Raw genomic sequence first — 12682 nt, 5'->3', positions numbered from 1 at the left:
CGCCCTTGGATATGGGGGGCTTCGAATGTGGAAATGAGCAAGGCGATAAAAACGTAATCTCATCACAAAACTCAGCACTCAATATGAAGCCAGAACAATAATACGACGTTTTGTGGTTGTTTTGTGCTCGATTGCTCAGTTTTGGCTAATTATAGTTCGGTTAACGATTGGTTGAATAGTAAACGAATCGTCAAAAATATGAAGCGTGGTCTAATTAAATGAAACTAATTTGCTGTATTTAAACAATTTTATTGTTAATAGCTATATGCATCACAGAAATTATCCCTGAAGCACATACAATCCCTCCTGTTTTCGAATGAGCGTATATTTTTTCGTTCGAGCATTTTATATTTCCTTCGCCCAATAATATGAGGTTCCTATGTTTGGAATATTCAAACCTATGGCGCATATCGATCGTTTGTCGTCAGATAAGCTCGATAGCACTTACACACGATTACGATGGCAACTGTTCATCGGTATTTTTGTTGGCTATGCGGGTTACTACCTAGTCCGTAAAAACTTCAGTTTGGCAATGCCTTACTTGATTGAACAGGGTTTCAGCCGTGGTGAGCTAGGGGTGGCATTAGCAGCCGTATCTATTGCTTACGGTTTATCTAAATTCTTAATGGGTAGCGTTTCTGACCGTTCAAACCCTCGTTATTTCCTCAGTGGTGGCTTGTTAATGTCGGCACTGGTTATGTTCTGCTTTGGTTTCATGCCTTGGGCAACGGGCAGCATCACAGCCATGTTTATTCTTCTATTCTTGAACGGTTGGTTCCAAGGTATGGGCTGGCCAGCGTGTGGACGAACCATGGTGCACTGGTGGTCACGTAAAGAGCGTGGCGAGATAGTGTCGGTATGGAACGTTGCTCACAACGTGGGCGGTGGATTGATTGGTCCAATGTTCCTATTGGGTCTGTGGGCTTTCAACGATGATTGGCGAACCGCTTTTTATGTTCCTGCATTTTTTGCCACTCTCGTTGCTATTTTCGTTTGGTTTACGGTAAGAGATACGCCTCAGTCTTGTGGTCTACCGCCGATTGAAGAGCACAAGAACGACTACCCAGATGATTACGACAAATCTCACGAAACTGAGATGACTGCGAAAGAGATCTTCTTTAAGTACGTATTCAACAACAAACTGTTGTGGTCAATTGCCATCGCGAACGCGTTCGTATACTTGATTCGTTATGGGGTACTGGACTGGGCTCCTGTTTACCTAAAAGAAGCGAAAGACTTCTCTGTAGATAAATCTTCTTGGGCTTACTTCTTGTATGAGTGGGCAGGTATCCCTGGTACGTTATTGTGTGGTTGGATCTCAGATAAGCTATTCAAAGGTCGCCGTGCTCCAGCTGGTATCTTGTTCATGGTATTGGTTACTATCGCGGTGCTAGTTTACTGGTTTAACCCAGCGGGTAATCCAACCATTGATATGTTGGCTCTTATCGCGATTGGTTTCCTAATCTACGGTCCGGTAATGCTAATTGGTCTATACGCACTTGAACTTGCACCTAAGAAAGCTGCGGGTACAGCAGCAGGTTTAACAGGTCTATTCGGTTACTTAGGTGGCGCAGTTGCAGCAAACGCAGTACTTGGCTTCATGGTTGACCATTACGGATGGGATGGTGGTTTCACTATCTTGGTGGGTGCTTGTGTCGCTTCAATCATCTGTCTGCTGTACGCGTTTGTCGGTGAGCGTAAGCACCATAAAGAGAAAAGCCTTGAGCGAGAGAAAGAGGCAATAGCTTAATCATTCTTTAACTCAACAGCATCATACTAATAGTTAAACGAGGCAGGGATAACCTGCCTCTATTTTATCAAGGAATAGAACAATGAAAACAACGTCACTGTCCCTGACTCTCTTGGCTCTAAGCTTATCGGCTAACGCATTTGCCGACCCTTTGGTTATTGCTCACCGAGGCGCGTCGGGTTACTTACCTGAGCACACTCTACCTGCTAAGGCTCTTGCGTATGCAATGAAACCCGATTACATCGAACAAGATGTTGTGATGACCAAAGACGACCAGCTCGTCGTACTTCACGATCATTATCTAGATCGCGTTACCGATGTTGCAGAGCGCTTTCCTGACCGTGCGCGTGAAGATGGGCGCTACTACGCGATAGATTTTACGCTCGCTGAGATTAAGTCATTAAGAGTGACAGAAGGCTTTAAGCTTGATGAGCAAGGGAATAAAGTCGCAGGGTATCCAACACGCTTCCCAATGTGGCAGTCTGATTTCCGAGTACCAACGTTTGCAGAAGAAATCGAAATGATCCAAGGCTTGAATAAGACCCTTGGTTATGACGTTGGTATCTACCCTGAAATCAAAGCACCTTGGTTCCACCGACATGAAGGCAAAGACATTTCTAAAGCGGTACTGGCTACCTTGCATCAATATGGTTACCTATCTAAAGACGATAAGGTTTACTTGCAGTGTTTCGATGCAAACGAACTAAAACGTATTAACGACGAACTCATGCCAGCGATGGAAATGGACCTCAAGCTTGTTCAGCTAATGGCTTACACCGACTGGAATGAAACTATGACTTACAAAGGCGACGTAGCGACGCCTTATAGTTACGATTGGATGTTCGAGAAAGGCGGTATGGCAAAAGTGGCGACTTATGCTGACGGTATTGGCCCTTGGAAGCCTATGCTGGTGGACGATGTATCAACCAAAGACAACATCATCATAAAGCCATTGATGAAATCAGCGAAAGACGCAGGCTTAGATGTTCACCCATACACATTCCGCGCTGATCCAGGCCGAATTCCAGGTTATGTCGATAACTTCGATGGGATGTTGGATGTGTTTTATAACCAAGTGAAAGTCGACGGTGTGTTTACCGACTTCTCAGATAAAGCGGTAGACTTCTTAAACCGTTAATTGGTTAATCCACAACAAAATACAAAGAGTTAAAAGCACTGCCTGAAGGTGTTTTTAGCTCTTTTTTTGATCTAACAATCTTGCATTAAATCTACTCTTTCAACACATTTTCATTGTTACTTGGTTTACACCGTTTGTACTCCTTGATAGGTTACGCGCAATGCAGTCAGTTGCTCAATATGTAGCGCTTCTGGCTGAAGCGAATATTGAAAATGGACACATCATGGAAGAAAGAAGCAAAGCCTATCTAGATAGTTATCTCAATTCACTGCCGGCTGAAGTTGCCAAACAATACACCTCATTCAGTGCCGACTATTACTGTGCGGATGAATACAACGCCAATCTATGCGCGCAGCTGATACTGAAAGGTGGAAAGCAAGCCTCGTGCAGCTTGGAGTATTGGTACAGCCATGAAGGCGAAATCATGCCCGTTGTTGGACACTTGCAGGTGGTCACTGATTGGGACGGTGTACCTGTCTGTATTGTTGAACTTACCTCGGTGTCACTATGCCCATATAACCAGGTGACGGCTGAGTTTGCTGCCGCTGAAGGCGAGGGTGATAAAACGTTGGCATGGTGGCGAGAAGCCCATTGGAACTTTTTCTCTCGTGAGTGTGAAGAGCTAAAGATCACGCCAAGTGAAGACATGATGTTGGTGCTTGAGCGTTTCAAAGTCGTCTATCAATAATTGGTTTGATCTATACAGAGTGTTACAAGTTAAATGAATCTTAACCCGTGGCACTTAGCGCTCAAAAATAGTAAAGCAATAGAACAAGGAGTGTGTAGTGAAAATTGCGATATTGGATGATTATCAAAATGCAGTAAAAAATCTCGAGTGTTACCGAAAGTTGGCAGATCATGACGTAACCGTATTCACCGAGGCCTATCCAGAAAATGAACTAGCGTTAAAGCTGTACGATTTTGAGGCGCTTGTGCTGATCCGCGAGCGTACCGAAATCACGGAGTCGCTGCTATCTAAACTGCCAAACCTAAAAGTGATCAGCCAAACCGGAAAAGTCAGTAATCACATCGATCCACAACTGTGTGAACGCTTCGGTGTCACAGTACTGGAAGGGCGCGGTTCACCTGTCGCGCCCTCTGAGCTCTGTTGGGCATTGATTATGGCGGCATCTCGTCACATTCCTACTTACGCTTCAAACCTTAAACATAACCAATGGCAAGATTCAGGCGTACTTGGTTTAGGCAGAACGCTAAGGGGCCTAAAGCTTGGCATTTGGGGCTATGGAAAAATCGGGCGCTGCATCGCGCAATACGCCAAAGCGTTCGGGATGGATGTCATGGTGTGGGGTAGCCAGAACTCGCGAGACCAAGCACAAGCCGATGGTTTTGAGGCTGCAGCAACCAAGCAGGCATTTTTCGAGAGTGTTGACGTACTCTCATTACACCTTCGTTTAAACAGTGTCACTAAAGGCTGTGTTACTGCCAGTGACCTCAGCGTAATGAAACCTGACTCATTATTCGTGAATATCAGCCGAGCGGAGTTAGTCGAACCAGAAGCCTTGCTTAACGAACTCACTAAGGTACCAAGCAAAAGAGCAGCAATAGATGTGTTTGATATTGAACCTGCGACACCAGATAACGAACCGTTGTTGTCTCTACCAAACGTGACAGCAACGCCGCATTTAGGCTACGTTGAACAAAATAGCTACGAACTCTACTTTGATATCGCTTTCGATAACATTCTGTCCTATCAAAGGGGTGGCATATCGAGCTAGAATCTGCCCAAGGAAAAAAAGGTAGAGAAAGTATGAGCTTAACAATCAGACAAGTTACAGTAGATGATGCTCAGGGTATTATCGATGTATTAAACCCAATCATCATCGAAGGGCGTTATACCATCTTAGATCAGACGTTTACGTTGGATGAAGAGAAAGGTTTTATTGAGTCGTTTCCCGAACGTGGCGTGTTCAGTGTTGCTGTTAATCAAACGACTAATCAATTGCTTGGTTTTCAAAACGTAGAGCCGTTTGCCTCTTATACGAAAGCCTTTGATCATGTTGGTATTATTGGGACGTATGTAGACGCAAACAGCCGTGGGCAAGGCGTCGCAAAACAGTTATTTGAACATACATTCGAAGTCGCAAAAACCAAAGGCTACGAAAAGCTTTTTGCTTATGTTCTAGCCGATAACGAGCGCGCATTAGCGGCTTATCTTAAACAGGGCTTTGAAACTGTCGGAATAGCAAAGAAACACGCTAAGATTGGCGGCCAGTACTATGATGAGATTCTTATCGAGAAGTTCTTATAAGTACGGTGATACATTCGAAACATCATCGATGCAGGAGGCATGATGAACAAAGCTACAACATCAACGGCTCAAATCAAGCTAACTAAAACCGTCTTATTTGATTGGGGCAACACCTTAATGATCGACTTCCCAGATGCACAAGGGAAAATGTGTGACTGGGAAACTGTACAAGAAGTGAGTGGGGCACAAGCCTTACTCGCTCAATTGACGAAGCATCACAACATCTATGTTGCCACCAATGCGGCCGATTCCAGTAAAACTGACATAATCCACGCGTTTGAGCGAGTTGGCTTGTCCCAATACATTGATGGCTACTTCTGTAAGGCGAGTATTGGCTTATCTAAATACGAACCGGGCTTTTATCCTGCGATCATCTCGCAACTCGGGATAAAGCCACAAGAGATCACCATGATTGGCGATACCCTAGAAAAAGATATTTACCCTGCGCTTGAAGCTGGCCTACAGGCTGTTTGGCTGAACACCGAAGGCGCGAATACAGATACAAACTTACCTATCGTTGAGGTTCAAAACCTGACCGAACTACTGGAGTTATACAATGGATGATCATTCCGAGATTTGGCGTCAGTATTATCAAAAAGCCTTAGATAAGCCTCATTCAAAAAGAACAGAATTCGCTATGAAGCTGAACGAGTCTCGCTTAAATGTCGCGATCGACTGTGGTTGTGGTACAGGAAGTGACATTGCGTTTTTAGAGCAGCAAGGCAACCAAGTTTATGGCTTCGACGTTAATTCTGACTCAATATCGATATGTAGAGACAGGTTCGGTCAAAAAGCTTGGGTCGAGATATCTCAAAGCGCATTTGAAGATTATGATTATCCCAAAGCCGGGCTAGTGATTGCTAACTCCAGTCTATTTTTTGCAGAGCCGAATCAGTTCGATCAGACGTGGCAACGAATCATCGATAGCATTGAAATCGGTGGTGTATTTGCGGGCGATTTCATGGGGGTAGACGATAGTTGGGCTTATGGTTATCGAACCTCTACGACGCCTCTCACAAAGGCAAAAGTACTGAGTCTATTTGATGCGTTCGAAGTTGTCCGTTTTCACGAGCGAGACGAACAAGCGCTTACATCATTAGGCAAGATGAAGCATTGGCATACTTATTCTGTTGTGGCGATTAAGCGACGTTCAACCTAGTAACGTTAAGCTAAAACTTTCTGTGCGTTCATTTTGAAAGCAACCTCTCATTTGTTGTCTAATTAATACTCTAAGCTAAGCCTATATTTTTAATAGAGGGGCTAGGTTATGAGTATCGAACGTCATGGAATATCGGTTGGAATTGAGCGTGTTAGCGGCGAAACCATCATCGTGTTCAAAGCGAAAGGGAAATTAACGCACGACGACTATCAAGCGATGATACCCATCTTAAAAACCACCATAAAAGAGATCGATTCGTCCGCACTGAAGATGCTTGTTGATATCTCCACATTAACGGGCTGGGAACTGCGCGCCGCGTGGGATGATTTCAAACTCGGGCTAGAACTCAACTCCAAGATAGACAAAATCGCTATTTGTGGTGATAAAAGCTGGCAAGAACTGGCATCTAAAGTGGGAAGCTGGTTTGTGTCTGGGGACATTAAGTCATTCGAAGAACACGACCCTGCCATAGAGTGGCTTGTTGATTAGATTCATCACATCTTATTTCAAGTGACAGCTGGTGGTAAGTGTTTACCTTTAACGAACTGCATTGATGGCTGTCATTCATCGACTCCCAATACCATTTTTTATGTAATTCAATAGAATATGCTGACTGCTGTAGGTAACATGCCGCCCATGCGATATCGTCGCTTTAATTAGAATAAGAAGCACAATAACAAGGTCTAAGAACATGAATAAGGTAATTGATAAGCTCGCTTGGGTATTCATCCAAGATGGCAAGCTGTTGATGGTGAGATCAAAAGGAAAAGAACTGTTTTACTTACCGGGCGGAAAACGCGAAGAGGGTGAAACTGACGAGCAAGCATTGCTTCGTGAAATCAAAGAAGAGATTTCAGTCGATTTAGTGCCTGATTCACTCAAATACGTTGAGACGTTTACTGGCCAAGCTGATGGCAAAGCGGAAGGCGTTTCTGTGCAATTGACTTGTTACGCTGCTGATTACACGGGCGAATTATCGCCAGACGCTGAAATCGAAGAGCTTAAGTTTGTCGATAGCAATGACAGAGAAGTATGTTCATTGGCGGCACTGGTTGCACTAGATTGGTTAGAAGAGAATCAGTACTTGTCGTAATAACAAGATCAGCTCTCCAAAAGATCACAATCATGAAAAGCTTGAAGGGCGGCTGTCTTTCATTAAAAGGTCGAGTCTTCTTTGAGCTTTTTTCGTATCTTGCAGATCCACCACTTCAATCATCTCACACTCATCCCTCACCATTTCATTGATTAGGCTAGGGTAGTGTCGGCAATCCTCTGGGCGGTCTAAGTAAATACTGCAGGTGTATTTTGCTTGAGCATTTGTGTCTTTATTGGGGACGAGTTCTAGAAACGGGCAACGAGTTAAACGCTCACCAGATTCAGGATCAAACCAAATCTCACCACCACGAACATATTCAAAGATGTCTGGGTTAAACAGTTCCCACAAATCTATCTCTTCTTGAGTCGCGGCGAGGTCGCCATCTCCATATTTGATGCAGCATTTTCCGCATTGATTACAATCTTTCATTCTTGGCTTCTTAGTTAGCTAACTCTTGTAATGTTATCACTGATACGCGTGGCACGTTGATTTTGTTGTCCAGAGCTTAGAAATAGCGCGAGGCGCGAACAACCATTGGCAAAGTGAACCGACGCACCGCCATAAACAGTGATACAATTTGGCTTCATAAGTGATTAATACAAAGGCTCCAAATGAGAACGATCTACACCACTGAAGGCGATATCAACGCAAAGAAACAGAAAGACGCTTATCCAAAACTGGCGTTATGTGAAAACTGTGTGCGTGACTATGTGGTGATTGAACAAGGAGAGCGCACTTACAAGCCTTGTGCTAAATGTGGTGCCGACGATTAATGCGCCTTGATAAATACCTTTGTAAAAGCACAGACCTCACTAAGTCACAAGCCATTAAAAGCATTCATCATGGTGAGGTTAGTGTAAACAGTGAAGTCGTGCTTGATGAATCCACTCAAGTGCACGAAAGTAACACCATCTTGCTGAATGGTGACGCATTAACGCTACGCGCGTTTCGTTATATCTTGATGCACAAGCCAGCAGGCACCATCTGTTCCAATATCGACGAAGTGTATCCATCTCTTTTCAATTATTTAGAGTTAGATAAAGTGTCTGAACTGCACATCGCAGGGCGTTTAGATGCTGATACCACAGGATTAGTGTTAATCACCGATGATGGTCGTTGGTCTTTCAATATCACATTGCCCACGAAGTCGTGTAAAAAGGTGTACCGCGTGACATTGTCACGAGATATTAAAGACGATGTCGCTGATAAGTTCAAAGCAGGGGTTCCGCTGCAAGGTGAGAAGAACCTTACGCGCCCGGCAGAACTAGAAGTAATTAGCCCCAAAGAAGTGCTCTTAACCATCACCGAGGGTAAGTTTCATCAAGTTAAGCGAATGTTTGCTGCTGTTGGTAACCGAGTGGTTGGGCTACATAGAGAACAAATAGGCGACGTCCGTTTAGATGTTGAAGAAGGTCACTGGCGTTACCTCACTGAATATGAAGTTAGCTCTTTCGGCCAGTAACCTAAAACAAATTTAAGCATAATGCACAAAGCTCAGCGATGCTTCTGGGCTTCAAAACAGAAGGAATTGTTTATCATGGAAAACCTCAAAGTCACTGAAATAAAATCGTTTGTGCCCGCAAAAGAGTTCGACTTATCTAAGCGGTTTTACCAAGCTCTGGGGTTTGAACTTATGTCTGAGTTCCATGATATCGCCTATTTTCGTCACGGTGATTATGCATTCCTTTTACAAGATTTTTACGAACCTGCGCACTGTCACAATTACATGATGCACTTGCTCGTAGAGGACGTAAAAAGTTGGTATCAGCACGTACAAAACTCTAATGTAATGGCGGAATTTGAAGTAACCGTTACCGAGGTTGTTGAGCAGCCTTGGGGAATGCTTGAGTTTTGTATCACTGACCCAAGTGGCGTGCTATGGCGTGTTGCCGAGAACATAAGCCCGCGTAACTCGTAACTTGTTTTGAGACCAGTGAAACGCTTCAAATTATCCATATGTCGCTTTATTTATGCCGTTCTTCGGTAATTATCAAATAGGTTCAAACATGGATATAAAGGCAAAAATGCACAGCCAAGACGTTTATTACTGTGATGACGTTGATCTGGTCGCCGAGCAAACGCAATGTTTAGAAGTGCTGTACGATTTCAATCACACTCGCCCGAGCGAGGGTAAAAAACGCCAACAAATCATGAAGCAACTGTTCGCAGAAGTCGGCGAGGGTTGTTACATAGAGCCACCACTGCACGCCAACTGGGGGCGTCACACTCACCTTGGCAACAACGTATACGTAAACTTCAACCTAACGCTTGTTGACGACACCGACGTATTCATCGGTGATAACGTGATGATTGCACCTAACGTCACCATCGCAACAGGTACACATCCCATCAGCCCTGAGCTCAGGCTCAAAGCTGCGCAGTTCAATGTTCCTGTCCGTATCTGCAATAACGTATGGCTTGGCGCACACACGGTCGTGTTACCGGGCGTTACCATAGGTGAAAACTCGGTAATTGGAGCGGGCAGCATAGTCACCAAAGATATCCCAGCCAATGTGGTTGCCGTTGGTAACCCTTGCAAAGTAATACGAGAAATCAGCGAACGCGACCGAGAGTACTACCACAAAGACCGGCGCATCCCAGACGAATTGAAGTAAGCCGTATTGACCAGATTCTTTATGTTGGGAGTTTGGTCATACTAGACAGAAAGATTCCGTATTTTACCAAAAGCCGATGCTAGCTGTGATATAAGTCGTTGTTATATAATGACTAGATTGCATATGAGATGTAAACGGTAGAAACTAGACAGAATTAATCAGCATTTAAATACAGAATAATTCTGTCTAATAGAGCTGTTATGTGCTTGGAGATAAAATGAGAAAACTATCAATCATTACATTGGGTGTATCAAATATCGAGGTTTCCGCAAAGTTCTATGAAGCCGTACTTGGATTAGAACGCACAGATTATCAATCTGATGAAATTGTATTTCTGGATATTGATGGTCCGGAATTAGCTCTGTTTCCCAAATCCGAATTAGCAAAAGATGTTGGTGTTGAAGCAAATGGATCAGGCTTTGCCGGTATTACACTGGCTAGAAATGTTCGTTCGTCTGGTGAAGTGCTTAGTCTGCTGAAAAAAGCTGAGGATAATGGTGGGAAAATCGTCAAACAGGGACAGGCTGTGTTTTGGGGTGGCTTTTCAGGTTACTTCTCTGATCCAGATGGGTACTTGTGGGAGATAGCTGTAGGTTCAGAGCTCTATAAAGCAGAAATTGAGCAACGCACATAACAAATTGTTCAAGAGGGATTCGCAACGCGTGGCATTTTTACTATGCGTTGGTTTTAGTGTTTAAGGCGGTATGCGGTGGCATCGGTATTGCGTTGCTCACCCCTTAACAAGGCGTTAGTTTGCAAGAGGAAAAACGCAGCTATATCGCAAGATCTAGTGGTAAAAGCTGAAAGTCTAAATAGCCATATCAGTGTTCAATTTCAGTGTTAACTTGCGTGGTGAAAATCCAAAATTGGCATCGTTTCAATGGTTGATTTGTTCTTTGGTGCGGCGAGTTATGGGTTAACCCAGCTGTACTTTTTTTGCTGAAACTCTGCTCGTTGAGTTTGTTGGTGCAAAAGCCGATCTACTCGCTAAAATGACGCTTTCTTTGGTGTGGCAAGTTCCACGTGGTTTCAGTGACTTTGTTGAAAGTCCGCATTGTGAGATTGGTTTTCCAAAAGCGCTTTTTGGTGTTGTGAGTTCGTTTTCTGCGGCGTTGTTTGTTCCAAGTGGTTTCATTGACTAGCTGCTTTGAGACTAAGCCTGACTTAAGTGCATCAAAGCACATAATGCTTGTTGTTTGCAAAGTTTAAAATAACGTAAAATCAAATCTTTGGGTTTGCAAACTAACAAACTGCTCAAGAGGGATTCGCAACGCGTGGCATTTTTACTATGCGTTGAATTTAGTGGTTAAGGTGGTATGCGGCGGCTTCGGTATTGCGTTGCTCACCCCTTAGCAGGGCGTTGATATGACCCCCACTGTCAATTAAAAACGTAGAAGTTTCTGCTCCCTCATTTCAGAGCCTTTGTTCATTTTGGGATAGTGTTACCGCATAGATGAAGCAAGTAATGTCGTCGGTTCTCATGCTGATATACGTGGATTGCTCATCGTTTGATGAGTAGAGCCTACCTTACTTGTTCCGTCGTAGCACCTGTCTTCAGTCTATGCTCGTGGTTCAATACAGCCGAAGCTATATTGCCGTCCTAACGCCGTCGGTGTTTGTGCCACTCCCGATGCTTTATCCAATGCGATAACACTAATTCTGTCTTCATGCCGGTAAACGAGCGATTCGAGTTCTAGGATCTACGTCGCTAATGACAACTTCACGCGCAATGGCCCAGATGTAAGCGATCATCTCTCTTGCGATGGCGACCACAACGACATTTCGGTGTTTACCTTTTTGTAGTAGTCGTTGGTAACGACGACATAACCTTTGCTGGGCTTGCCAAGCGATATCAACTATCTCTTTAGGCAGCCCTTCTTGCCTTAGTTGCAGCTCTACAGAGATGTTCGCTTTATGCTTATAGGTGTGTGCGCCTTCAACGAGTAACCGTCTGGCTCGACTGTTGCCACACTTTGTTAAGCTGCCACGACGAGTTTTACCTCCACTGGAGTTTTCTGTTGGAACAAGCCCAAGGTAAGCCATAAGCTTTCTTGGATGGTCGAACCGCCGTAAGTCACCCAGCTCAGCTATTGTGCCGAGAGCTACGAGTAACCTTACACCCCGCATAGCTTGAATGGCTTTCACAACAGGATAGTATCGCCAGTTTTTGACCTGATGGAGCAGTTCATTATCGAGTCGTTGCAGCCGCTGTATCCGCTCATTGATAGTAATGATCATCTCTTGCAAGACGATTTGTTGACTATGGTGAGGAAGAATGAGATCGGTCAGCCACCGTAGATGCTTTTTAGACCAGTTATCATTCACCGTCGCTTGGATATTATTGCGAAGAAGAAAGCCTTTGAGTTGGAACTTTGCGTCTTTGAGATCTTTCATTGCCGTTTCTCTGGCACGCGAGAGATCTCGAATAGCTTCATCTTCGGCTTCTGGTACATAGATGGGTGTAAGCTCTTCGGCTTTTAACAGCTTGGCGAGCTTTGCTGCGTCTCGTTTGTCAGTTTTAACTCTATCGCCTGGCTTCTTAGGTATAAGTGATGGAGCGACGACATAGCAGCAGTGTCCAAGGCTCGTAATCAGGCGATAAGTCCAGTAACCACATGGTCCTGCTTCATAGACAAAGTGCAGAGTGGCTTTTGG

The 12682-nt window shown here is 44.3% G+C and carries 17 protein-coding genes; 14 read left to right on the top strand and 3 right to left on the bottom strand.

The window, feature by feature from the left end; translation table 11 throughout:
• The first annotated feature begins 379 nt into the window (after positions 1-379).
• The 9 genes from glpT (at position 380) to F0228_RS24370 (ending at position 7409) form a co-directional block, all read left to right on the top strand.
• Positions 380-1750 (top strand): glycerol-3-phosphate transporter, encoded by a 1371-nt coding sequence (glpT, locus tag F0228_RS24410; RefSeq protein WP_116870487.1) that lies wholly within the window; start codon positions 380-382, stop codon positions 1748-1750.
• A gap of 82 nt (positions 1751-1832) precedes the next feature.
• Positions 1833-2888 (top strand): glycerophosphodiester phosphodiesterase, encoded by a 1056-nt coding sequence (gene glpQ, locus F0228_RS24405; protein WP_171762963.1) that lies wholly within the window; start codon positions 1833-1835, stop codon positions 2886-2888.
• Positions 2889-3111: 223 nt separating this feature from the next.
• The gene (locus tag F0228_RS24400; protein ID WP_171762972.1) at positions 3112-3576 is read left to right on the top strand and encodes an ASCH domain-containing protein; all 465 of its coding nucleotides are present in this window, start codon (positions 3112-3114) and stop codon (positions 3574-3576) included.
• 97 nt (positions 3577-3673) lie between these two features.
• Entirely contained in the window at positions 3674-4624 is a 951-nt protein-coding gene (locus F0228_RS24395; RefSeq protein WP_171762962.1) for a D-2-hydroxyacid dehydrogenase family protein, read from the top strand.
• A 32-nt stretch (positions 4625-4656) separates the two neighbouring features.
• Positions 4657-5157, top strand: a complete 501-nt coding sequence (locus F0228_RS24390) for a GNAT family N-acetyltransferase (RefSeq protein ID WP_116870490.1) — start codon at positions 4657-4659, stop codon at positions 5155-5157.
• Between the two features lie 42 nt (positions 5158-5199).
• Positions 5200-5721, top strand: coding sequence for an HAD family hydrolase (locus F0228_RS24385; RefSeq protein WP_171762971.1), 522 nt, complete (start codon positions 5200-5202; stop codon positions 5719-5721).
• Entirely contained in the window at positions 5714-6316 is a 603-nt protein-coding gene (locus F0228_RS24380) for a class I SAM-dependent methyltransferase (protein WP_171762961.1), read from the top strand. Before F0228_RS24385 ends, F0228_RS24380 begins: the two co-directional genes overlap by 8 nt.
• 108 nt (positions 6317-6424) lie before the next feature.
• Positions 6425-6805: an STAS/SEC14 domain-containing protein gene (locus tag F0228_RS24375; RefSeq protein ID WP_061031407.1), complete on the top strand. Its 381-nt coding sequence runs from the start codon at positions 6425-6427 to the stop codon at positions 6803-6805.
• A gap of 202 nt (positions 6806-7007) precedes the next feature.
• Complete coding sequence (locus F0228_RS24370; RefSeq protein ID WP_171762960.1) at positions 7008-7409, top strand: NUDIX domain-containing protein; 402 nt, start codon at positions 7008-7010, stop codon at positions 7407-7409.
• A 30-nt stretch (positions 7410-7439) separates the two neighbouring features.
• Here the strand turns inward: F0228_RS24370 and F0228_RS24365 are convergent, their stop codons facing one another.
• Positions 7440-7841: a YkgJ family cysteine cluster protein gene (locus F0228_RS24365; RefSeq protein ID WP_171762959.1), complete on the bottom strand. Its 402-nt coding sequence runs from the start codon at positions 7839-7841 to the stop codon at positions 7440-7442.
• Positions 7842-8023: 182 nt separating this feature from the next.
• On the opposite strand from F0228_RS24365, the gene F0228_RS24360 reads away from it, so the two are divergent.
• The 5 genes from F0228_RS24360 to F0228_RS24340 all read left to right on the top strand — a co-directional run bounded on the left by F0228_RS24360 (position 8024) and on the right by F0228_RS24340 (position 10661).
• Complete coding sequence (locus F0228_RS24360) at positions 8024-8185, top strand: hypothetical protein (protein ID WP_008224207.1); 162 nt, start codon at positions 8024-8026, stop codon at positions 8183-8185.
• Positions 8167-8874: a pseudouridine synthase gene (locus F0228_RS24355; protein WP_253820335.1), complete on the top strand. Its 708-nt coding sequence runs from the start codon at positions 8167-8169 to the stop codon at positions 8872-8874. Before F0228_RS24360 ends, F0228_RS24355 begins: the two co-directional genes overlap by 19 nt.
• Positions 8875-8949: 75 nt before the next feature.
• The gene (locus F0228_RS24350; RefSeq protein ID WP_105057071.1) at positions 8950-9330 is read left to right on the top strand and encodes a VOC family protein; all 381 of its coding nucleotides are present in this window, start codon (positions 8950-8952) and stop codon (positions 9328-9330) included.
• Positions 9331-9418: 88 nt separating this feature from the next.
• The gene (locus tag F0228_RS24345) at positions 9419-10027 is read left to right on the top strand and encodes a sugar O-acetyltransferase (protein ID WP_171762957.1); all 609 of its coding nucleotides are present in this window, start codon (positions 9419-9421) and stop codon (positions 10025-10027) included.
• Positions 10028-10244: 217 nt separating this feature from the next.
• Positions 10245-10661, top strand: a complete 417-nt coding sequence (locus F0228_RS24340; protein ID WP_171762956.1) for a VOC family protein — start codon at positions 10245-10247, stop codon at positions 10659-10661.
• A 282-nt stretch (positions 10662-10943) separates the two neighbouring features.
• Here F0228_RS24340 and F0228_RS24330 read toward each other — a convergent pair whose 3' ends face one another.
• Positions 10944-11162: a hypothetical protein gene (locus tag F0228_RS24330; RefSeq protein ID WP_171762955.1), complete on the bottom strand. Its 219-nt coding sequence runs from the start codon at positions 11160-11162 to the stop codon at positions 10944-10946.
• Positions 11163-11692: 530 nt separating this feature from the next.
• Positions 11693-12682: IS110-like element ISVisp2 family transposase (locus F0228_RS24320; protein WP_171762954.1), on the bottom strand; the 990-nt coding region annotated here is incomplete at its 5' end.

The sequence above is a fragment of the Vibrio sp. 99K-1 genome (assembly GCF_013114585.1).
In the GTDB taxonomy this organism is placed as follows: Bacteria; Pseudomonadota; Gammaproteobacteria; order Enterobacterales; family Vibrionaceae; genus Vibrio; species Vibrio chagasii_B.
The sequence above is the reverse complement of the archived record's forward strand: the minus strand, read 5'-3'. Positions and strand labels throughout refer to the sequence as shown.